General features: G+C 68.8%; 23 protein-coding genes. 11 read left to right on the forward strand and 12 right to left on the reverse strand.

The genetic code is table 11. From position 1 onward, the window contains the following. Nucleotides 1–52 precede the first annotated feature (52 nt). A complete protein-coding gene (locus tag AC0662_RS28560) occupies nucleotides 53–517 on the forward strand; it encodes a hypothetical protein (RefSeq protein WP_452199615.1) in 465 nt (154 codons plus the stop codon). Between the two features lie 234 nt (nucleotides 518–751). On the opposite strand, the gene AC0662_RS28565 is transcribed toward AC0662_RS28560, so the two are convergent. The 6 genes from AC0662_RS28565 to AC0662_RS28590 form a co-directional block, all read right to left on the reverse strand. Continuing rightward, entirely contained in the window at nucleotides 752–1594 is an 843-nt protein-coding gene (locus AC0662_RS28565) for a phosphotransferase enzyme family protein (RefSeq protein WP_452199614.1), read from the reverse strand. A gap of 103 nt (nucleotides 1595–1697) precedes the next feature. Further along, nucleotides 1698–2672 carry a nucleoside triphosphate pyrophosphohydrolase gene (locus AC0662_RS28570; protein WP_452199612.1) on the reverse strand — a complete coding sequence of 325 codons (975 nt, stop codon included), beginning with the start codon at nucleotides 2670–2672 and terminating at the stop codon, nucleotides 1698–1700. 6 nt (nucleotides 2673–2678) lie between these two features. Beyond that, nucleotides 2679–3302, reverse strand: a complete 624-nt coding sequence (locus AC0662_RS28575; protein ID WP_452199610.1) for a SurA N-terminal domain-containing protein — start codon at nucleotides 3300–3302, stop codon at nucleotides 2679–2681. A gap of 28 nt (nucleotides 3303–3330) precedes the next feature. Further along, on the reverse strand, nucleotides 3331–6963 hold the full coding sequence (gene mfd / locus AC0662_RS28580) for a transcription-repair coupling factor (RefSeq protein WP_478304456.1): 3633 nt from the start codon (nucleotides 6961–6963) through the stop codon (nucleotides 3331–3333). Then, nucleotides 6960–7535 carry an aminoacyl-tRNA hydrolase gene (gene pth, locus AC0662_RS28585; protein WP_452199606.1) on the reverse strand — a complete coding sequence of 192 codons (576 nt, stop codon included), beginning with the start codon at nucleotides 7533–7535 and terminating at the stop codon, nucleotides 6960–6962. Before pth ends, mfd begins: the two co-directional genes overlap by 4 nt. A 39-nt stretch (nucleotides 7536–7574) precedes the next feature. Beyond that, nucleotides 7575–8216 (reverse strand): 50S ribosomal protein L25/general stress protein Ctc, encoded by a 642-nt coding sequence (locus AC0662_RS28590; RefSeq protein WP_452199604.1) that lies wholly within the window; start codon nucleotides 8214–8216, stop codon nucleotides 7575–7577. Nucleotides 8217–8517: 301 nt separating this feature from the next. Here AC0662_RS28590 and AC0662_RS28595 point away from each other — a divergent pair, with 301 nt between their 5' ends. Together AC0662_RS28595 and AC0662_RS28600 are read left to right on the forward strand one after the other, a co-directional pair. Continuing rightward, a complete protein-coding gene (locus AC0662_RS28595) occupies nucleotides 8518–9189 on the forward strand; it encodes a hypothetical protein (protein ID WP_478304458.1) in 672 nt (223 codons plus the stop codon). After that, the gene (locus tag AC0662_RS28600) at nucleotides 9186–9803 is read left to right on the forward strand and encodes a hypothetical protein (RefSeq protein WP_478304460.1); all 618 of its coding nucleotides are present in this window, start codon (nucleotides 9186–9188) and stop codon (nucleotides 9801–9803) included. Before AC0662_RS28595 ends, AC0662_RS28600 begins: the two co-directional genes overlap by 4 nt. On the opposite strand, the gene AC0662_RS28605 is transcribed toward AC0662_RS28600, so the two are convergent. Continuing rightward, nucleotides 9796–10569 (reverse strand): DUF1932 domain-containing protein, encoded by a 774-nt coding sequence (locus AC0662_RS28605; protein ID WP_478304462.1) that lies wholly within the window; start codon nucleotides 10567–10569, stop codon nucleotides 9796–9798. The genes AC0662_RS28600 and AC0662_RS28605 overlap by 8 nt on opposite strands. Nucleotides 10570–10701: 132 nt before the next feature. Here AC0662_RS28605 and AC0662_RS28610 point away from each other — a divergent pair, with 132 nt between their 5' ends. After that, nucleotides 10702–11178 (forward strand): hypothetical protein, encoded by a 477-nt coding sequence (locus AC0662_RS28610; RefSeq protein WP_478304464.1) that lies wholly within the window; start codon nucleotides 10702–10704, stop codon nucleotides 11176–11178. A gap of 83 nt (nucleotides 11179–11261) precedes the next feature. Here AC0662_RS28610 and AC0662_RS28615 read toward each other — a convergent pair whose 3' ends face one another. Next, entirely contained in the window at nucleotides 11262–12242 is a 981-nt protein-coding gene (locus AC0662_RS28615) for a ribose-phosphate diphosphokinase (protein WP_452199594.1), read from the reverse strand. Nucleotides 12243–12271: 29 nt separating this feature from the next. Beyond that, nucleotides 12272–13783: a bifunctional UDP-N-acetylglucosamine diphosphorylase/glucosamine-1-phosphate N-acetyltransferase GlmU gene (gene glmU / locus AC0662_RS28620; RefSeq protein ID WP_452199593.1), complete on the reverse strand. Its 1512-nt coding sequence runs from the start codon at nucleotides 13781–13783 to the stop codon at nucleotides 12272–12274. Nucleotides 13784–13941: 158 nt separating this feature from the next. Here glmU and AC0662_RS28625 point away from each other — a divergent pair, with 158 nt between their 5' ends. From AC0662_RS28625 to AC0662_RS28640, 4 genes are all read left to right on the forward strand, one after another. After that, nucleotides 13942–14439 (forward strand): DinB family protein, encoded by a 498-nt coding sequence (locus AC0662_RS28625; RefSeq protein WP_452199591.1) that lies wholly within the window; start codon nucleotides 13942–13944, stop codon nucleotides 14437–14439. Between the two features lie 69 nt (nucleotides 14440–14508). Beyond that, nucleotides 14509–15483 (forward strand): ABC transporter ATP-binding protein, encoded by a 975-nt coding sequence (locus AC0662_RS28630; RefSeq protein ID WP_452199589.1) that lies wholly within the window; start codon nucleotides 14509–14511, stop codon nucleotides 15481–15483. Continuing rightward, the gene (locus AC0662_RS28635; protein WP_452199587.1) at nucleotides 15480–16205 is read left to right on the forward strand and encodes an ABC transporter permease; all 726 of its coding nucleotides are present in this window, start codon (nucleotides 15480–15482) and stop codon (nucleotides 16203–16205) included. Before AC0662_RS28630 ends, AC0662_RS28635 begins: the two co-directional genes overlap by 4 nt. Before the next feature lie 36 nt (nucleotides 16206–16241). Further along, nucleotides 16242–16577 carry a VOC family protein gene (locus tag AC0662_RS28640; RefSeq protein WP_478304467.1) on the forward strand — a complete coding sequence of 112 codons (336 nt, stop codon included), beginning with the start codon at nucleotides 16242–16244 and terminating at the stop codon, nucleotides 16575–16577. Here the strand turns inward: AC0662_RS28640 and AC0662_RS28645 are convergent. Next, entirely contained in the window at nucleotides 16567–17505 is a 939-nt protein-coding gene (locus tag AC0662_RS28645) for a phosphotransferase family protein (protein ID WP_478304469.1), read from the reverse strand. The genes AC0662_RS28640 and AC0662_RS28645 overlap by 11 nt on opposite strands. 109 nt (nucleotides 17506–17614) lie before the next feature. Here AC0662_RS28645 and AC0662_RS28650 point away from each other — a divergent pair, with 109 nt between their 5' ends. Continuing rightward, on the forward strand, nucleotides 17615–18445 hold the full coding sequence (locus AC0662_RS28650) for an alpha/beta fold hydrolase (protein WP_478304474.1): 831 nt from the start codon (nucleotides 17615–17617) through the stop codon (nucleotides 18443–18445). A 22-nt stretch (nucleotides 18446–18467) separates the two neighbouring features. Here the strand turns inward: AC0662_RS28650 and AC0662_RS28655 are convergent, their stop codons facing one another. Next, nucleotides 18468–18794, reverse strand: coding sequence for a hypothetical protein (locus tag AC0662_RS28655; protein WP_452199579.1), 327 nt, complete (start codon nucleotides 18792–18794; stop codon nucleotides 18468–18470). 371 nt (nucleotides 18795–19165) lie between these two features. Here AC0662_RS28655 and AC0662_RS28660 point away from each other — a divergent pair, with 371 nt between their 5' ends. Then, nucleotides 19166–20206: a threonine ammonia-lyase gene (locus tag AC0662_RS28660; protein WP_478304476.1), complete on the forward strand. Its 1041-nt coding sequence runs from the start codon at nucleotides 19166–19168 to the stop codon at nucleotides 20204–20206. Between the two features lie 11 nt (nucleotides 20207–20217). Here AC0662_RS28660 and AC0662_RS28665 read toward each other — a convergent pair whose 3' ends face one another. Further along, entirely contained in the window at nucleotides 20218–20643 is a 426-nt protein-coding gene (locus tag AC0662_RS28665) for an N-acetyltransferase family protein (RefSeq protein WP_478304478.1), read from the reverse strand. Between the two features lie 134 nt (nucleotides 20644–20777). Here AC0662_RS28665 and AC0662_RS28670 point away from each other — a divergent pair, with 134 nt between their 5' ends. Beyond that, on the forward strand, nucleotides 20778–21215 hold the full coding sequence (locus AC0662_RS28670; protein ID WP_452199574.1) for a GNAT family N-acetyltransferase: 438 nt from the start codon (nucleotides 20778–20780) through the stop codon (nucleotides 21213–21215). The last annotated feature ends 27 nt before the right edge of the window (nucleotides 21216–21242 follow it).

Raw genomic sequence — 21242 nt, forward strand, 5'->3', positions numbered from 1 at the left:
ATGTCGATAAGAACTAGTTCTCCCCGATAGCTCAAGCGCGCAGGCTGAAGGTATGAAGAGATTGGGAATCGACATCGGGCGCGTGATCATCGACGGATCATCCGGTCCCGGCGACACGGCGTTCTTCTCCGGCGACACCGCGGCGATGCTGCGAACTCCCGCCGTACCAGGGGCTTTCGAGGCGATCGCGCGGTTGGTGCCGCTGTTCGACGAGGCGTGGCTGGTGTCGAAGTGCGGGCCGCGGATCCAGCAGCGGTCGCTCGAATGGTTGCGGCATCACCGCTTCTTCGAGCGGACCGGCGTACCGGCCGGCAACGTGCGGTTCTGTTTGCGGCGGCCGGAGAAAGCCGTGCACTGTGCGGAGCTTGGGATCACGCACTTTGTCGATGACAAGGCGGATGTGATCGCCGCGATCAGCGCGGTGGTGCCGCACCGCTACCTCTTCAGGGAGTGGAGAGCGACAGAGGTGGCGGTGCTCGGTGACCTGCGGGCCGAACGGGCGGCCCGCGCCGGATAGATGTACAGCTAACGCTTCGTGGTGTCGCTCAGCACCACGTCACGAGGACATTGCATTCTGGCGCCGCACTGGATGCGGCTGCTGGGGTGGCGACGCCGCCCAGGGCCAGGATCGCCAGTCCGGCCATCACGATCAGCTTCTTCATTGTTCCTCCTTCCCGCGACTAAGGTGGGCGTCATTCTCGCCACGAATCGGTCAGAAAACCATGGCTGAGCCCGATCTGGTGCAGTCCGCCTACAGCCCGAACGAGCGACGGGCGTCCGCGAGGCCCTTCTGGTTCTCGGCCGGCGAGGTGATGCCGACGCGGACGTCCTCGGTGCAGCGCCAGGCGAAGTACGCCGCTTGTACGGCGTACCGAACCCGGAGAAAGGTGTCGAGCCCGCGGTGCACTTCGTCGGCCAGATCGGGGCGTCTGGCAACGTACGAGGGGACGATGTGGGCTGAGCCGTTGTACATCACCGCCGACGCGACGTCGTACAGGATCGGGCCGTGCATGGCGGCGCCCCAGTCGATGAGCGCGAGTCCGCCGTCCGGCTGCCGCAGGAAGGCTTCGGCCGCCGGGTCGCCGTGCAGGCCGGACCAGGACAGGTCGTCGAGCGCGAGCGCGTCCGAGACGGCAGCCTCGCAGGCGGGACGGATCCAGGGCTCGAAGTCCAGGTAGTCCCCCCAGTCAGTGACGATCCCGAGCCAGGACTCCAGGTCGCCAGGCTCCCGCGCCGACAACTCGTGCACCTGCCCGAGCAGACCCCCGATGGCCCGCTGATCAGCCTCGGCGCGGCCGAGGGGTGTACCGTCGACGAACTCGAGCACGCCGACCACACGACCGTCGACCCGCTCGGCGATCCGGCCCGCTGAACTCCGCAGCGGCCGGCCGGTCGTCACACCGACACGGTCGAGCCGCTCGGCGAGCTCCAGCCCCGGCGCGAACCCGTTGTCGCGCCCGTCGACCGTCTTGACCACCACCCGCCACCCAGCACCGGCCGCCGCCCAGGTGAACGACCCCATCCCACCCTCGAGCGGCTCAACCGACGACGGCGTCAGCCCCCAGTGCTCCCGCAGTACCTCGGCGACGTCCATCCCCACACCCTGTCAGCCGACGGCTCGGGGCGCCGCTGAATTTCCCGATGGCGGGCTATTTCACCGCTGGCGCCCTGCAACGCGTCATCGGTGAAACAACCCGCTAGCGGTCAGCTTCGGCGGCCCGGATCTCGTCGGTGAGGGCGGTGATCGCGGTGCGGAGCGCCTGTTCGGCGTCGATGCCGCGGGCGCGGGCCTCGCGGACGATCTCCAGAAGCTGCTCGCCGACATCCGAATCGCCGGCGACCGGCGGCTCGGCCGGAAGGACCTTGGCAGCGCGGCCGAGGACCTTGTCGGCCAGGGCCAGCGCCGGGAGGGCCAGCGGGATGCCCTCGAGAACGGAGGAACGCTGCTTCTCGGCGGCCTTGATCGACTCCCAGTTCGCCTCGACCGCGGCCGCGTCCTTGGCGTCGACCGTGCCGAAGACGTGCGGGTGCCGCCGGATCAGCTTCTCGACGATGCCGCCGGCCACGTCGTCGATCGTGAAGCCCTCGTCGGGATCGTCCTCCGCGACCCGGGAGTGGAACGCGACCTGCAGCAACAGGTCCCCCAGCTCCTCGCGCAGGTGCTCCCGGTCCCCGGTGTCGATCGCCTCGAGCGTCTCGTACGTCTCCTCGAGCAGGTACTTCGCGAGGCTCTCGTGCGTCTGCTCCTGGTCCCACGGGCAGTTCCGCCGCAGGCGATCCATCACGCGCACCAGATCGATCAGCCGCGCGCCAGGCACGTCGTACGACCCGTGCAGGATCTCCACCGCGTACGACGGCTCGCGGACCAGCTCGTCGGACACGACGCGGAGCAGACCCGGCTCGCCGTCGTCACCGGTCAGCCAGACGACCTGTCGCCCCTCAGCCGCCGCAGCGGACAGCCATGTCCACGCGGCGGCGACCCCGGACTCGACCTGCGTGACGACCAGGCCGGAACCGATCACGGCCTGGACGTCGGGCCGGTCCGGACCGCCCGCAGCGCCGATCTCGTCGGCCGCTTCGAGCGCCTGCCAGGTCGCGCGGGTCAGCAGCCCGGGAGCGACGCGAGGACTCGTGAGGACGACCTTGATCCCGCCGGCGGGCTGGTCAGGCATCCGCAATCAGCCCTGGCCCTGCTGCTGTTGCGCGGCGTTCTCGGCGGCCTTGCGCTTGGCGGCGGTCTGCGGGGACTCCTGGGACAGCGACCCGGAGATGCTGGTGTCCAAGGTGCCGTCGGTCCACTTGCCGAACCGCGGCGCGACGGTCACGTCGATGCTCTTCGCCGCCTCCCGGAGCGCGAGCACGCCCTGCTGCAGCTTGGTCTGGTTCTGCAGGTCCTGGATCGAGCCACCGGCGAGCTTCACGGTGACGACCGAGGAGGTCCCGACCGCGTTCAGGAAGTCCCGGGTGAGCGGGTCGCTCTGGAACTTCTGGAACGCCGCCTCGTCGCCGCCGACCGCGGCCCGGGCCGCCTCGCTGGTCTCCGCGGGGCTGACCGAGATCGACTTCTCCTGCTGCACCTCCGCGGTCAGCGCGTTGCTGACCAGCGTGTTCAGCGCGGCGTTCGCGTTGAAGTTCTGCCCGAGGGCCGTGGTGACCGCCCGCGAGGTCTGGTCGACGTCGCTGATGCTGATCTCGGTGCTGCCGACGACGGCCGCCGCACCCGGGTGCGTACCCGCCGCGCATCCACCGGTCAGCAGCACGATCGCTGCGACCGTACCGAGTGCCCGAAGCCGTGTGCTCACCGAATCTCCTCGTATCTCTTCAAGGGTTTCACGCCGGCACCACGATAGGTTCGGCGATCACGTCGTCGATCAACCGGGTGCACCACTGCAGCAGCTCCTGGTCACGCAGCGGCTGCCCACCGATCTGCCTGGTCGCAGGTCTCGGCACCAGAATGGTATGCAGTTGCGGCTTCACCAGACTCTTCGGGTACAGCCTGTTGAGCCTGAGCACCTTCGAGTCGGGCAGCTCGACCGGCCCGAAACGGATCATGTTTCCCTGCAGTGTGACGTCGTGCAGCCCCGCCCGGCGGGCGTGGTTGCGGAACTTCGCCACCTCAATCAGGTTCAGCACCGCCTGCGGAATGTCGCCGTACCGGTCGTGCAGCTCCTCGACCAGCTCGGCGATGCCTTCCTCGTCGCGGACGGCCGCGAGCCGCTGGTACATCTCCAGCCGCAGCCGCTGCGACGGGATGTAGTCGTGTGGGAGGTGCGCGTCGATCGGCAGCTCGATCTTGACCTCGGGCTCCTCGGCCTGGGTGTCACCGCGGTACTCCGCGACCGCCTCGCCGACCAGCCGGACGTACAGGTCGAAGCCGACGTCCGCGATGTGCCCGGACTGCTCGCCACCGAGCAGGTTGCCCGCGCCGCGGATCTCCAGGTCCTTCATCGCGACCGCCATACCGCCGCCGAGGTCGGCGTGCTGGGCGATCGTCGCCAGCCGGTCGTGCGCGGTCTCGGTGAGCGGCTTCTCGGGCGGGAAGAAGAAGTACGCGTACGCGCGCTCCCGGCCCCGGCCGACGCGGCCGCGGAGCTGGTGCAGCTGGGACAGGCCGAGCAGGTCGGACCGTTCCACGATCATCGTGTTCGCGTTCGAGATGTCGATCCCGGACTCGACGATCGTCGTACACACGATCACGTCGGACTGCTTCTCCCAGAAACCCTGGATCACCTGCTCGAGGTGATGCTCCGGCATCTGGCCGTGCGCGACCGTCACGCGCGCCTCCGGCACGAGCTGGCGGATCCGGGCGGCCGCCTTCTCGATCGTGTTCACCCGGTTGTGGACGACGAAGACCTGGCCCTCACGGAGCAGCTCGCGCCGGATCGCCGCGGTCACCTGGTGCTCGTCGTACGCGCCGACGAAGGTCAGCACCGGGTGCCGTTCCTCCGGCGGGGTCGCGATCGTGGACATCTCGCGGATACCGGTGATCGACATCTCCAGCGTTCGCGGGATCGGCGTCGCGGACATCGTCAGTACGTCGACCGCGGTACGCAGCCGCTTCAGCTGCTCCTTGTGCTCGACGCCGAACCGCTGCTCCTCGTCGACGATCACCAGGCCGAGGTCCTTGAACGCGACCTCGCCGCTGAACAGCCGGTGCGTCCCGATCACCACGTCGATCGACCCGTCGGCCAGACCGTCGACGGTGGCCTTGGCCTCCTTGTCGGTCTGGAACCGCGACAGCGGCGCGACGTTCACCGGGAACGCGGCGTACCGCTCGGCGAAGGTCGCGTAGTGCTGCTGCACGAGCAGCGTCGTCGGCACCAGTACGGCGACCTGCTTGCCGTCCTGCACCGCCTTGAAGGCCGCGCGGACCGCGATCTCGGTCTTGCCGTAGCCGACGTCACCGCAGACGATCCGGTCCATCGGCATGACGCGTTCCATGTCGTGCTTCACGTCGTCGATGGTGGACAGCTGGTCGGGCGTCTCCACGAACGGGAACGCGTCCTCGAGCTCGCGCTGCCACGGGGTGTCCTTGGCGAAGGCATGACCCTTGGTGGCCTGGCGGGCGGCGTACAGCTTGATCAGCTCGCCGGCGATCTGGCGGACGGCCTTGCGGGCGCGGCCCTTGCGCTTGGCCCAGTCGCCGCCGCCCATCTTGTCCAGGGTCGGCTGCTCGCCACCGACGTACCGCGTGACCTGGTCCAGCTGGTCGGTCGGCACGTACAGCCGGTCGCCCGGTTGGCCGCGCTTGCTCGGCGCGAACTCGATCACGACGTACTCGCGGGTCGCCTTCTGGCTGCCCGAGCCGACGGTGCGCTGCATCATCTCGACGTACCGGCCGACGCCGTGCTGTTCGTGCACGACGTAGTCGCCGGGCTGCAGCTCCAGCGGGTCGATGGTCTTCTTGCGGCGCGACGGCATCCGTTGCTGGGAACGGCGTTCGGCCGCCGAACGCTGGCCGGCCAGGTCGTTCTCGGTGAGCACCGCGAACTTGATGCCCTCGGCAATGAACCCGTGATCCAGCTGACCCTGCGAGATCAGTACGACGCCGGGCTCGGGGATCTCCTCGATGCCCTCGACCACCCGGGCCGCGAGCTCGGCCTCGGCCAGCACCTCGGCCAGCCGTTGCGCGGGACCGTGGCCCTCGGTGACGGCGACGACGCGCCAGCCCTCCCGCAGCCAGCCGCGGATGTCCTCGATGGCCGCGGCGGTCTGACCGAGGTACGGATCAACCTCGCGCACCGCCAGCTGACGGCTGGTGACCGCTCCGGACTCCGTGTCGATGTCGAACGCGACCCGCTCGCCCATCGAGTCCCGCAGTTCCGCGGTGTCGTCGACCGGCGCCGCCGCGAACGGCGACAGGCTCCACCAGGCCAGGCCCCGGGTCAGCGCCTGCGACCGGACGTCGCCGAGCGACATGTACGCCGCCGCGCCCAGGTCGATCGGAGCCTCGCCACCACCGGCAGCCGCGGCCCACGACGCCTCCAGGAACTCCTGGCTGGTCGCGACCAGGTCATGCGCCCGGGCCCGGACCCGCTCGGGGTCGCTGACCACCACGTGCGTACCGGCCGGCATCAGGTCGACCAGCAGCTCCATGTCGTCGACGAGCACCGGCGCGAGCGACTCCATACCCTCGACGGCATGCCCCTCGGCGAGCTTCTCGAACAGCTCGGCCAGCTCGGGGTGTTCCTTCGCCAGTTCGGCGGCCCGGGCGCGCACCTCGTCGGTCAGCAGCAGCTCACGACAGGGCGGCGCCCACAGTCCGTGCTCGGCGATCTCCAGCGAGCGCTGGTCGGCGACCGCGAAGTACCGGATCTCCTCCACGTCGTCGCCGAAGAAGTCCACCCGCAGCGGGTGCTCCTCGGTCGGTGGGAAGACGTCGATGATGCCGCCGCGGACCGCGAACTCACCGCGCCGCTCGACCAGGTCGACCCGGTGGTACGCCGCCGCGGCGAGCCGCTCGACGACGTCCTCGAGCTCGACGGTGTCGCCGACGTGCAACTGCACCGGCTTCAGGTCCGCCAGCCCGGCGACCTGCGGCTGCAACACCGATCGCACCGGCGCGACCAGGATCTTGATCGGGCCGGTGGTCTCGTCGGACGGATCCGGGTGCGCGAGTCTCCGCAGTACGGCGAGCCGCCGGCCGACCGTGTCGGAGCGCGGCGACAGGCGCTCGTGCGGGAGCGTCTCCCAGGCCGGGTAGTAGGCGACCGAACCGGGCTCGTCGACGAGGCACTGCAGCGCCTCGGTGAGCTCCTCGGCCTCGCGGAAGGTGGCGGTGACCGCGAGCACCGGGCGATCGGCGCCGTGCTGCTGCGCGGCCAGGGCGGCGAGTAGCACCGGGCGGACCGGCATCGGCGCGCTCAGGTCGAGGGTCGTGACGGCGTCCCCGCGGGCGTCACGAACGGCCTCGGCGACCACCTTGTCGGTGATCAGCGTCTCTACGAGACCGCTCAGCTTCACGAGTTGTACCGCCCTTGGGTCGCGTCGAGGCCGTCGGTCATGAGGCACTCCACCGCGTCCGCGGTCCGGTCGACGGCGAACGGAAGATCCTTGCGTTCGGTCGAGGAGAACTCGTTCAGCACGAAGTCAGCCGGTGCCTGGCGGCCCGGCGGACGACCCACACCGAACCGAACTCGATAGTACTCACCGGTGCCAAGCGACTTCCGCAGCGACTTGAGCCCGTTGTGGCCGTTGTCGCCACCGCCGAACTTGCACCGCAGGACGCCGAAGTCGATGTCCAGCTCGTCGTGCACGACCACCAGATTGGTCGGGTCAAGCTTGAAGAACTTCAGCAGCCCGGAGACCGGTCCGCCGGATTCGTTCATGTACGCGCGGGGCTTGGCCAGCACCGTCCGCAGGCCGCTGATCCGGGTCTCGATCACCTCGGCCTTGACCTGCTTGCTCTGCTTCCACTTGCCGCCGGTCCGAGCGGCCAGCTCGTCGGCCACCAGGTGCCCGATGTTGTGCCGGGTGCGGGCATAGGAAGGGCCGGGATTCCCCAGTCCGACGACCAACCACACGTCGTCCGCCACGGATCCCGGCCCTCCAGAAGGTATGTGCTGCGGCAGAGGTTACTCGGCCGCGGCGGCCACCGGCTCCGCGGTCTCCGGCTCGTCGCGCTCGATGCCGGCCTCGGCCTCCGCCTCGGCCAGCTCCGCCTCGGCCTGCTCGGCGGTCTGCTGGGCGGTGATGTTCACGATCAGGGTGTCCGGTTCGATCGCCAGCGTGGTCCCGGTCGGCAGGGTCAGGTCGGAGGCGTGGATCTGCGCGCCGACCTCGAGGCCCTCGATGGAGACGGTGACGCCGTCCGGAATGTGGGTCGCCTCGGCCTCGACCAGGATGCTCTGGGCTTCCAGGACGACCAGGGCGTCGCTGACGGCCTCGCCCTCGAGGTGGACCGCGATGTCGACCTGAACCTTCTCGCCACGGCGGACGATGACCAGGTCGACGTGCTCGATGAAGCCCTTGATCGGGTCGCGCTGGACCTGCTTCGGCAGCGCCAGGTGCGACTCGCCGCCCTCGACCTCGATCATCAGCAGGGCGTTCGCGGTCTTCAGGGCCAGCATGGTGTCGTGACCGGGCAGCGTGATGTGCACCGGGTCACTGCCGTGGCCGTAGAGGACGGCGGGAACTTTGTTCTCCCGGCGGATTCGGCGGGCAGCCCCCTTGCCGAACTCCGTACGCGATTCGGCTTGGATCTTGACCTCGGCCACGACTGAACTCCTCAAAAGCGTTGCGGTGATCTGTTGTCTGGGTGGAACTCGGCTGCAACCTCAGCGGGCGCCTGCTGACCCCGGAGAAGGCGTCAGGCAACGAACCACCGCGTCGATCACGGAGCCGCGCCCAACAACTCTCGGGGGGCGTCCCTCGCCGAGGCAACCAAAACAGTCTACCCACGAGCGCGGCCAGACGGGAAATCCGTACGCCGCAGGTGCTTTGTCCCGTGCGCGACGGCGTACCCGGTGACCGGTTTTCCCCGACGCTGGCGGACCACCTCTTCGATACGTTGCCGGGGTGATTTCCTTCCTGGCGGCGCTGGTCCTGCTCATCCCGGTGGTCACGCTCTGCGGCGTGATCTGGCTGGTGGTCTGGTCGCAGCGACGGCGCAAGGAGGCGGCGATGCGGCGGGCCTCGCAGGTGGCGGCGGTCGGCTGGCAACTGGTCCCGCCGAACCAGTGGCTGGTGCAGGTCGCGGGCACGCTCTTCCCGTCGAACGGTGAGGTCGCGGCGGCGTACGCCGGGGAGTTCCGGGATCGCGGACTGTGCGTGTTCGACTACACCTATGTGACCAGCAACGGGAAGACACAGACGTCGCACACCGTGCAGTTCGTTGCCCTGAACCTCCCGGTCGCGCTGCCGTCGATGACGGTGATGCACGAGACCGGCCTGCGGCGGATGTTCCGCGGCCACGACCTCGAACTGGAGAACGCGGAGTTCAACGAGCGCTTCCGGGTCGAGTGCGACGACGACCGGTACGGGTCGGCGGTCATGCACCCGCGCATGATGGAGTGCGTGATGCTGAACCCCGGCCTGGAGTGGATGATCGCCGGGAACGCGTTGGTCAGCTGGGGCCAGGGTGCGTTCGAGGTGCCGGACGTCCTCGCCCGGGCCGAGGCGATGACACGGCTCATCGAGCTGCTCCCGCCGTTCGTCCTGCGTGACTACGGGCAACCGACGTACCGATGATCGTCACGATCGTTGTTCTCTGCCTGATCGCGGTCGGGCTTCTGTTGCTGTACCTGCGGTCGCTGCACCGTCGCCGTACCTTCCTCGACGAGCGGCTGCGGGCTGCGGCGGGGCACGGCTGGCACCCGGCGCCGACCGATCCCTGGCTGGCGGGGATCGCCGAGCAGCTGTACTCCGTGCAGGGATCCGCCGAGCGGATGGTCGCGGGCCAAGGGATCCGGGCGCTCGATTTCACCTACAGCGCGAGCAGTACGGCGACCGCGGCCAAGTGTCACGTGATCGCGTACGACCTGCCGTGTGCGCTGCCTCCGCTCGCGGTCCTGCAGAAGAACCCGCTGGTGGCGAGCCAGGAGTTCGAAAGCACACGGTTCAACCAGCAGTTCACGGTCGAGGCGGACGATCCGCGGTACGCGAGCGCTGTGGTCAACCCGCAGTTGATGGAGCTCCTGACCGACCGATTCCCCTACGTGCAGTGGCGGATCGAGGGGCGCGCACTCGTCACCTGGGGGCTTGGTTACTGGACCGTGCCGGCGGTCGCCGAGGCGGCGTTCCTGTTCGGCCGGATCGTGGACCTGATCCCGCCGTTCGTGATCGAGGACTACGGGATCAGGTGAGTTTGGTCCACACCTGGCGCAGCGCACGGGCCGCGTCGCCTTCGAGGCCCGCGTCGTCGAGGGTCTCGGCGAGCTCGTCGAATTCCGGGCCCCAGCGCCACGCCACGCTGCGCAACCGCTCGGGAAGCTCCGGATCCTGCAGCGATCCGGCATCCGCCCGCACCTGCTGCGCCGTGAGCGCATCCGTCACGCCGTGCTTCTCGGCCAACTGGAACGCGAGCACCGCCAGCGCCGCCTTGCCCTTGTTGTAGAGCGCGTACGACGACTTCGCCGCACTGGCAGCACCGGGCTCGGACCCGACCACCATCGGGGTGACCGCCGTGCCGGCCCACAAACCGGCGACGTCCTCCGCCTGCGCGCCCGACAACATCAGATGCGTCGGACTGGGCCCACCAGTCGGAGGCGGGCCGACAACACCGGCGTCCACGAAACTCGCATCCGGTACGGCGGCCTGGGCTTCGCGCAGGGAGATCGGGGACAGCGGGTTCGCCTCAACGTAGGTCCCGCGGAAGCCCGCGGCGCCGACCTGCTTCGCGATGTCCACCGCGCCTTGTGGAGCACACGAGCAGAGGACGACGTCGGCCAGTGGGATCGCGTCCGCGAACGGCGTACCGATCAGGCCGGCTTCGTCGGCGCGGGCCTTCGTTACGGCACTGCGGCCGTCCGGGATCCAGTGCACCTCGTGTCCGGCAGCCACCAACTGCGCGGCGAGCTGCGAGCCCATGGCGCCGGGATGGAACACAGTGATTCGCCTGGGGATTCGCATGTGGCGTCCGATCCTCGATCCGGTCAGTCACCACCAAACCTATGTCAGTCACCGTGCGGCCCGAGCCGTTGCCTTCGCGTCGGAATCAGGGGCAGCGTGGAAGGCATCAGCGGCTCACAGGGGGAGGAATTCATGAGTGAGAACGCGATCGGGCGCCGGCAGGCGCTGAGGGGTGCGGGAATGGCCGCGGGTGGTGTCGCGGTCGCCGGCCTGGCTACGGCCGCGCCGGCGATGGCGGACAGCGGCAACGGCCCGACGGGCAGCTGGTTGTGCACACGGCAGGACGACGGCACGACGGCCAAGATCCGGTTGGTCCTGAGTTTCAGCGGCGGTGACGTGTTCCTGTCGCACGACATCAGCCCGGCCGGGCCGCCGTTCACCGGGACCTGGGCGTCGAAGGGCAAGTCGTTCCAGGCGACCTTCTGGACCGGGAACGCCGGCGGCCCGGGGCAGTCGGTCGGGCCTACTGCCCGGGTGCGGGCGCGGGGCTCGGTGTCGCACGGGAAGCTGACGGCGAGGTACCAGTTCACGGTGTTCGCGCCGAGCAGTGACACTCACGTCATCCAGTCCGGCACCGGGACGGTGACCGGGCGCCGGATCAGCGCCTGATCATGACAATGCTCGGCGCCGGACCTGGTGTGGTCCGGCACCGAGCATTGCCCAGGCGCGGGTGGTGCTGAAGCGGGTGATGCTCAGGCGCGGCCGTCGAAGAGGCTGGTGACCGAGCCGTCCTCGAAGACCTCCCGGATCGCCCGGCTGATCAGGGGTGCGATCGACAGCTCGGTGAGCTTGTCGAACCGGCGGTCCTCGGCGATCGGCAGCGTGTTCGTGACGATCACCTCGCTGGCCTGGCAGTTCTTCAGCCGGTCCACCGCCGGGCCGGACAGGATCGCGTGCGTGGCCGCGATCACCACGCCCGCGGCGCCCTCGGTCATCAGCGCGTCGGCGGCCTTGGTAATCGTGCCGGCGGTGTCGATCATGTCGTCGACCAGGATGCAGACCCGGCCCTTGACCTCACCGACGACCCGGTTGGCGACCGTCTCGTTCGGCCGGTCGATGTCGCGGGTCTTGTGGATGAACGCCAGCGGCGCGCCGCCGAGCCGGGCGGACCACTGCTCGGCGACCTTGATCCGGCCGGCGTCCGGCGAGACCACGGCCAACTGCTGGTCGCCGTACTTCTCCGCGACGTAGGTGCTCAGGATCGGGAGCGCCATCAGGTGGTCCACCGGGCCGTCGAAGAAGCCCTGGATCTGCGACGTGTGCAGGTCCACGCAGATCAGCCGGTTGGCGCCCGCGGTCTTGAACAGGTCGGCCATCAGGCGGGCCGAGATCGGTTCGCGACCGCGGTGCTTCTTGTCCTGCCGCGCGTAGCCGTAGAACGGGAGCACCACGGTGATCCGCTTGGCCGACGCCCGCTTCAGCGCGTCGACCATGATCAGCTGCTCCATGATCCACTCGTTGATCGGCGAGGTGTGGCTCTGGATCACGAACGCGTCGCTGCCCCGGACCGACTCCTCGAACCGGACGTAGATCTCGCCGTTGGCGAAGTCGTACGCCTGCGTCGGGACCAGTCCCGAGCCGAGCTCCTCGGCGACCTCCTCCGCCAGCCCGGGATGGGCCCGGCCGGAGAAAACCATCAGGTTCTTCTCGGTGGTTCGTTTCATCCCACTCATCGCCCGCGCCTCCCGTTGTCCTGTCGCGTCTACTGCTCGCCGGACCGGTCCGGCGTACCGGACTGGTCGTCGGCCTTGTCACCGGTGGGGTCACCGCTGGAGTCACCGGCCTGCTCGGCGAGTGCTGCCTCGGCCGCCGCGGCGGTCTTGGTGCCGGGTCGCTTGCGCTCCACCCAGCCCTTGATGTTGCGCTGCCGGCCGCGGGCCACCGCGATCTCGCCCGGGCCGACGTCCTCGGTCAGCGCGGTACCGGCCGCCAGGTACGCACCGTCGGCGATGGTGCGCGGCGCGACCAGCACCGAGTTGCTGCCGATGAACGAGTGCTTCCCGACGTGCGTCGGGTGCTTCGCGACACCGTCGTAGTTCGCGAAGATCGTGCCGGCGCCGATGTTCGCGCCCTCGCCGATCGTCGCGTCCCCGGCGTACGTCAGGTGCGGCACCTTGGCGCCGTCGCCGATGGTGGAGTTCTTGGTCTCGACGAAGGTGCCGATCTTGCCCTTGACGCCGAGCTTCGTGCCCGGGCGCAGGTACGCGAACGGGCCGACCGAGGCACCGTCGCCGATCACCGCGAGTGACCCGTGGGTCCGGATGATCGTGGCGTTCTCGCCGATCTCCAGGTCGGTCAGGGTGGTGTCCGGACCGATCGTCGTACCGCTGCCGACCGTGGTGGCGCCGTGCAGCTGGGTGTTCGGCAGCAGGGTGACGTCCCGGGCCAGGTCGACAGTCTGGTCGACCCAGGTGGTGTTCGGGTCGACGATCGTCACGCCCGCACGCATGTGCTTGGTGAGGGTACGGCGGTTCAGCTCGGCACGGAGCGTGGCGAGCTGGACGCGGTCGTTGACGCCCTCGGTCTGCATGGCGTCGGCGGTGACGTGCGACCCGACCCGCTTGCCGTCGTTCCGGGCGATGCCGAGGACGTCGGTCAGGTACAGCTCGCCCTGGGCGTTGTCGGTGGTCAGCCGACTGAGACCGTCACGCAGGGTGATCGCGTCGAACACGTAGATCCCGGCGTTGATCTCGTCGATCGCCCGCTGCTCCGGGGTCGCGTCCTTGTGCTCGACGATCGCGGCGACGGTGCCGTCCGCGCCCTGCACGATCCTGCCGTACCCGGTCGGGTCCGGGACCCGGGCGGTCAGCACGGTGACCGCGTTGCCGTCCTTGTCGTGGGCGGCGACCAGGTCGTGCAACGTCTCTGCCTCGAGCAGCGGGACGTCACCCGACGTGACGATCACGGAGCCGTCGAAGCTGTCCGGTACGGCGGTCAGACCCGCGCGTACGGCGTCGCCGGTGCCGAGCTGCTGCTCCTGGACGGCGGTCCGGGCGTCCGGGTCGACGCTCCTGAGGTGGTCCTCGACCAGCTCGCGGCCGTTGCCGACCACGACGACGAGGTGTTCGGGGTTCAGCGCCCGGGCGGTCACCACGGCATGCCCGACGAGACTGCGCCCGCCGATCTCGTGCAACACCTTCGGGGTCGCCGATTTCATCCGGGTTCCCAGACCAGCGGCCATGATGACGACCGCCGCGGGGCGATGGGAAGTCACGCGGTCTTCTCCTCGAGTTCCCTGCGAGTTTCTTTCAACAAGTATCAGCATGGGCACCCGATGCAGTGCCCGCGCAAGCCTACTTCCTCATCAGATGAGCCTCCCCCCGGGTACAAGGAGAGCGATTTCACTTTCCACGACCGGGAGGGATCAGCCTCATGGAGCGCATCGACAAGCCGGCGAGCGGGCCGGAGCGGGAGATCGTGGTCGGCTGGCTCGAGTTCCACCGGGACGCACTCCGGGCGAAGTGCGCCGGCCTGGACCCCGACCAGCTGGTACGCCGCGCCGTACCGCCGTCGGCGTTGTCGCTGCTGGGCCTCGTGCGGCACCTGGCGGAGATGGAGCGGGCGTGGGGCGGGTACGCACTCGGGCCGCAGACCGCGATGGTGCCCGTCTGGGGCGACTACACCGACGACGGGCCGGACTGGGACTTCGATGTGAACCCCTCGATGGTGGACGAGTCGATGGCGGTCTGGGCGACGGAGCGCGACCGGACGGATACGGCGCTGGCGGCGTACGCCGACCTCGACGCGGTCCCGCCCGGGAACGGGATGAGCGTGCGGTGGAACCTGCAGAAGCTCCTGCAGGAGTACGCGCGGCACAACGGGCACGCCGACCTCCTCCGGGAGGCAATCGACGGGGAGACCGGGGAGTAACCGGACGTCGACGCTGGGGCCGGCGACCCGGGTAATCTCGAAGTACCCGGGGGGAACGATCGAGGAGCCGTGAACGCGGGGACCGAAGACAGCGCAAGCTCGACCGGACCGGCCCTGTCGGCCGACCGGCTGAGCAAGCGTTTCGGCGACCGGGTGGCTTTCGACGACGTCACGTTCGAGATCGGGTACGGCGAGGTCTTCGGGTTCCTCGGGCCGAACGGTGCGGGCAAGACGACGACCGTACGGACCCTGGGCACGTTGCTCGCGCCGACCTCCGGGTCGGCCACTGTCGCGGGACTCCGACTGACACCGGACAACGGCGTCGAGATCCGCCGGCGGATCTCGATCATGCCCGAGTCGCCCGGCCTGTACCTGCGGCTGAGCGTGCTGGAGAACCTGCGGTGCTTCGCCGATCTGTACGAGGTGCCCGCCGCACTGGAGCGGATCGACCACGTGCTGAGCGCGGTGCACCTGACCGATCGGGCCCACGATTCCTGTGGCTCCTTGTCGAAGGGCCTTCGGCAGCGGGTCGCACTGGCCCGGGCGCTGCTGAACGACCCTCGCGTGCTGTTCCTCGACGAGCCGACCTCCGGTCTCGATCCCGTCGCCGCCCGCGGGGTGCACGACCTGATCGACGATCTCCGGCACCGCGGCGTCACGATCTTCCTCACCACACATCGCCTGGACGAGGCCGAGCGCCTCTGCGACCGGGTCGCCATCCTGAACACGACGCTGCGCACCATCGGCCGGCCGGCGCAGTTACGCGACGAGCTCTTCGCACGGACGCTCACCGTGCGTACGGCGGCCCCGATCCACGACCCGGATCGGGTCTTCCGCGGCCTCCGAGGCGTCACCGGCTGGCATGCCGGCAGCGCCGCGACGTACGTGCTGACCGTGACGGATCCGGAGCTGGCGGCACCGGACGTGACCCGGGCCCTGGTGAAGGACGACGCGGACGTGCTCTCGATCAGCGCCTCACACCACTCGCTCGAGGACGTCTACCTGGAGCTCGTCACCAACGACGTCCAAGCGGGCCGGTCATGAGGCTCAACCGCAGACTGGTCCGCGCGATCATCGCCAAGGAACTGCGCGAGTTCCGGCGGAACCGATCGCTCGTGGTCGGGATGGCAATCATTCCTGTCATCTTCTCCGTCCAGCCCCTGGTCGCGGTCTTCGCGCTGAGTTCGTCGGCATCGGAGGCACTGAGGCACGAACACGTGCTCTTGTACCTGCTCGGCATTCCGGCTCTCGTGCCGTCCATGGTGGCCGCGTACGCCGTGGTCGGCGAGCGCGAGCAGGGCACTCTGGAGCCGTTGCTCACGACACCGATCCGCCGCGAGGAACTGCTGCTCGGTAAGGCTCTCGCGACGTTTCTCCCCGCGACCGGTGTCGCGTACGGCGTCTACATCCTGTTCCTCGCCTGCGTAGGGCTTTTCGCCCAGCCCGGGGTGGCCGCGGCGCTCATCCGCCCGTCCGACCTGCTCGCCCAACTGGTGTTCACACCGTTGCTGGCCGGGTGGTCGATCTGGGTGGCCATCGTCATCTCCACCCGGTCCAACGACGTCCGCGTGGCGCAGCAACTCTCCACGTTGGCCAGCCTGCCGTCAGTCGTCCTGACCACTCTGGTCGCCCTGAACGTCATCGAAACGTCCCGGCTCCTGGCGGTGCTGGCGGCAGCAGCCTTGGTGGCGCTGAACCGGATCGGCTGGCGGGTGTCATCAGTGGCGTTCGACCGGGAACGGCTGATCACGGGCACGAAGTCCTGACCCGCGTTACACCCGGATCTCTGCGACCCTCGGATCATGGCCCTCACTCTCGGAGCAATCATCCTGAACGTCCCGAAAACCGGCCCCGCCGCGGAGTTCTGGCGCGAAGCCCTCGGCTTCACCGGCCAGCCCGGCAACCCCGACTTCCTGCTTCCGCCGGCGAACGCCCGCCCCACCCGCCTGCACCTCGACGAAACCGACCAGACCCACCTCGACCTCTGGGTCGACCACGAGACGTCAACCCTGGAATCCGAAGTAGCCCGTCTCATCGCCCTCGGCGCCGAGCGCGTCGAGGACTGGACCTACCCACCCGACGCCGACTTCGTAGTCCTCAAGGCCCCCGACGGCACGGTCTTCTGCGTCATCGACTGAGCAGTGCGGCGACCTGTGGGGTGTTGTAGAAGCGGGCCGTCAGCGGGAGGTGGCTGTCGCGGTCGTACGGGTCGTTGTCGTGGGCGTTGCTGATGATGAGCGAGTACGCGCAGCGGTAGAGCACGAGTTGTTCGGCGTCGTACCCGAGGTTCGTCGCGAACGTTTCGTCGAAGGCTGCCTCGACCTCGCGGGACCGGGGTGACCACAGGTCGATCACGCTGGCGGCCGCGGCGGCGTCGAACACCGGGTCGCCAGGCATCGTCAGCAGGCCGAGGTCGAGCACCGTGACGGGACGGAGGTTCTCGTCGACCAGGATGTTCCCGGCCGTCACGTCGCCGTGGACCAGCCGCGTCTCCGGCTCCTTGATCTCCGCCAGCAATGCGAGGAGCCTGTCCAGCTTCGGCTCGAAGTCGTCGATGACGGCGCGCAGCTGATCCGCGGACTTCTCGGCCCGCCGACGAACCAGACCCGCCAGCGCCTCGTTCCACGAAACCCCTACCGGCCGGAACGGATCCGCCTCGTCCAGCACGGTCATCCGGTTGAGCACCGGCGGAGCATCCACCTGCGCGAGGGCCGCGAGTACCTCGACAACACAATCCCGCACCCGCTCCCAGCCGGGCTCCCCGAAAGCCGGCGCCACCGTGTGCAACGGGACCCCGGGCAACTCCGCCTCGACCGTCACCCAATACGGCCCCGGCCGATGAACCTCCAGCATCCGCGGCGTACGAAACGGCAGTCGTCCGTCGAGCGCGGCGTACAACTCCCCCAACCGCCGCAATTCGCTCTCGCCGGCGTGGAACCACACCTTCGCGATCCGCTCGTCGCCGAGCCGATAGACCGCCCCCTCCATCCCGATCGCGAGCTGCTCCGCTCCGGCGTACCCGAGCGCCCGAAGCTGCTCCTCCAGAACGGCGTCCGACAACGGCATACGCGACCTCTCCCTGAACGGCTGGCCCCAGCGACCCTAACCGCGCGGGTTGCCCGTCGCAGCTCGATTAACGGCTCGGTTTGTCGGTGGGGCGTGGGACTGTTCGGGGATGGATGAAGCGTTCGTCGACGTCGGGGACGTCACGTTGTTCGTGCGGGAGCTCGGCGTGCGGAGCGCGAAGCCTTCGGTGGTGGTGATTCATGGCGGGCCGGATGTCGGGCACGGGTATCTCGTGCCCGGGTTCGAGCCGTTGGCCCGGGATCACCATGTGGTGCTGTTCGATTTCCGCGGGTGCGGGCGGAGCACGCGGGGGTTGCCCGCGGACGACCTGCAGCCGGAGTACGTCGTACGGGATGCGCACCGGCTGATCGACAAGCTCGGGCTCGAGACGGTCGACCTGGTCGGGTTCTCGACCGGTGGGCGCGCGGCGATCCAGTTCGTGGACAAGCATCCCGAGCAGGTACGCCGGTTGGTGCTCGCGTCAACGTCGGCGTACGGCGCTGCGGACCACGCCCGTTACCTCGCGGACTTTGACGAGTACCACCGTCGCCAGGCCATCGAGGACGCGGCGAACGGTGCCCTGCGCAACTCGACCGTGTTCGTCTGGGACCTCGACCTGGCGCCGGCGTACCTGCAATTGCTCGAGTCCCTCGGCACGGACCTCGGCGACTGGTCCTTCGAGCGTGCTGTGAAGGGCCTCATACATCCGTGGTTCTCCGGCGATCCCGAGCAGATCCTGCGCGACTTCGCGAAGCCGGTCCTGGTCCTGCACGGCGCGCAGGACATGGGTTTCCCCGTCCAGGTCGCGCATCGCCTGCACGCCGCCGTACCCAGGAGTCAGCTGGCCGTCATCCCCGGCACCGCCCACATGTGCCACTTCGAGCAGCCGGAGACATGGGCGAACCACATCGCCGCGTTCCTGAACGCCGACGACTCGTAACGTCCCCCACCAACGCGTCCGGTCAGCTGAGGAACGCGCGCAGGTCGTGATCCCCTTCCTGGAAACTGGCGTGCAGCCAGCGCTGCTGGTCCTCGTTCAGACTCCCCCAGGCGGTCTTCAGTACCTGCGTCGGCTTCCGCTCCGGATCTCGCGCGAGCCCCGGCACCAGCGCGGTGCAGATCTCGGCCAGCCGCCGGATCTGCTCCTGGTACTCGTCCGTCGGAAACACGCCACTCTGCGTCGGCTGTCGCTTGTACGACATCTGCCCGATCGCCGTGACGGCCTCTTCAACTGCGTACGCAACCGCGGCCGCAGCCGCGTCCTCCCAGCGTCGCTCTTTCCTCCCCATCCGCCCATCGTCGAACCCGCACCCGTCCCCCGCAAGCCCATGCCCTTAAATCCCGTGCTCATGCGGGTCATCGGGGTACGCACCCACCACGGGGACCTCTTCGCCAGCAGGGCCATCACAACCATCGAGAGACCGGTGAGGATGCCCGGCGCGGCCATCGCGGCGCACCAATCTCCAGCCGATTCCGCCAAGTGCTCCGCACCAGCGGTTCAACTGGTAGATCGCCTGTCACCACAGAAGCCCCCTCGGCCGACTGAGTAGTCACTAATCGTTTCCGGGCGTACTCATCCTCCGCAACAGAACCGCACCAACCTGCATCTTCCCTGCTTCGGATCACCGGGTGTGCCTGCCAATGCGTAAGCTCCCGTGTCGTGCAGGCGACGCGGCTCGATCTGGAGCGGATTCGTGCGGTACGGCGGCTTGTCGACCCGGTGTTCCTCGACACTCCGCTGTACCGATGTGAGGCGCTCGAACTGGGCTGCGAGCTCAGCATCAAGCTCGAGACAGCGAACCCGGTCCGCAGTTTCAAAGGCCGCGGTACCGAGGTCGTCGCGAGTCAGCTCGCCGCCGGCGACTCGCGAGCCGTGGTGTGCGCGAGCGCCGGCAACCTCGGCCAGGCGCTCGCGTGGTCGGGACGCCACCGCGGCCTCGACGTCACCGTCGTCGCCTCCCGCTTCGCGACCAAGGCCAAGCTCGACCGCATCCGCTCCCTCGGCGCCACCCTCGAACTAGTCGACGGCGACCACGAACTCGCCCGCGACCGAGCCGCCGAGATCGCGCAGTACGCCGGGATCCGCCTCCTCGAAGACAGCCTCGACCTCGAAACCTGCGAAGGCGCCGCAACTATCGCCCTCGAACTCGTGGAGACGTGGTCAAGGCGTGACGACTGCCCCAGGGGCGACGCGGGGGCGAGGGGCGACTGCGCGTCGGACGGGAGTTTGCTCGCGGACAGTGAGGCCGGGCGGCCTGTGGTGTTGATCGCGCTCGGGGGTGGGGCGATGGCGACTGGTGTGGGTTATGTACTGAAGATGCTCGCCCCCGATGTCGAGGTGATCTGCGTCCAGCCGCTCGGTGCGCCCGCGATGACGCATTCCTTTCACCAGCGCCGCGTCGTCACCACCGACACGATCGACACCATCGCCGACGGCGTCGCCGGCCGGCGTCCGATCCCGGAAGTACTCGACGACCTCCTCGTCGTCGCGGACGACGCCGTCCTCGTGCAGGAAGCCTCGATCATCACCGCCATCCGCCTACTCCACGACCACGCCGGCCTCATCGTCGAACCCTCAGCCGCCCTAGGCGTCGCCGCAATCCTCGAAGACCGCAACCGCTTCGCCGGCCGCCCCGTCACAACCATCATCTGCGGCAACAACATCGACCCCGAAACCCACCGCCACTGGATCAACCTCTGAAGGCACGCCTTCTACTGACGGAGCTCTTCGACAACAACAGCCGGCTTCCATAGGAGTACTTCGTCGTACAGCTGGCCGCCTCGGTCGTGGAACCCGTTGGGCATCCGGCCCCACTCGCGGAACCCGAGACCGACGTACGCGCGCTCGGCGTCGGTCCCACCGCGGCAACTGACCTCGAGTACCGAGCATCCCCACGCGTTCGCCTGCGAGCCGGCTGCGTCGACGATCTGCCGCGCAAGCCCCGTTCCGCGCGCAGCCGGGACAATCACGAACCCACCAAGCTTCGCCCGATGCCCACGCATCCGATGCGCGAGCCGCTCCACCGTGGTCATCCCCACCACGCCACCCTGGTTCTCCGCGACCAGGAAGCAGAACTCGCTCCCCCGTTCCCGCTCAACCGCCGACTCCACCAGCTCGGTGGTCTCCTCGATCGTCAACCCACACAGCCGATTCTCGTGAAGGCTCTCTACATCTTTCAGACGCACCCGCCGGACGATCATCCACCCGACAATAGCCATTCGCTCACGTAATTCCAGCCAAAGGGATGACGAGATGCAGCAGACTAAGGCCCGTGCCTGTACAAGACATCCACATCCGTCCAGCCCGACTCGAGGACGGCGAGCTCGTGTGGCCGCTCGCCGAGGCGTTCGCCATGTCGTTCACTCCCGAACGGACTGCCTTCGACGCGACGTGGGCGCAGCTGGTCGACGTACCGGACACGCTCTTGCTGGTCGCCGAGACCGGTGACGGCGGGATCGTCGGGTACCTGCTCGGCAACTGCCACCTCACGTTCCTCGCCAACGGCCCCGTCGCGTGGGTCGAGGAGATCATGGTCGACCAGAATCTCCGGCAGTCCGGCATCGGCCGCCTCCTGATGGAGCACGCCGAGAAATGGGCCCAGTCCGCGGGCGCGCCGTACCTCGCCCTCGCCAGCCGCCGAGCCGGCCCCTTCTACCTCGCCCTCGGCTACGAAGACTCAGCCACCTTCTACCGAAAAACGCTCGCCTAGCCAGTCAGCCAGGCCGCCGACTGCCCC

It is taken from the genome of Kribbella sp. NPDC043289, from assembly GCF_056436705.1.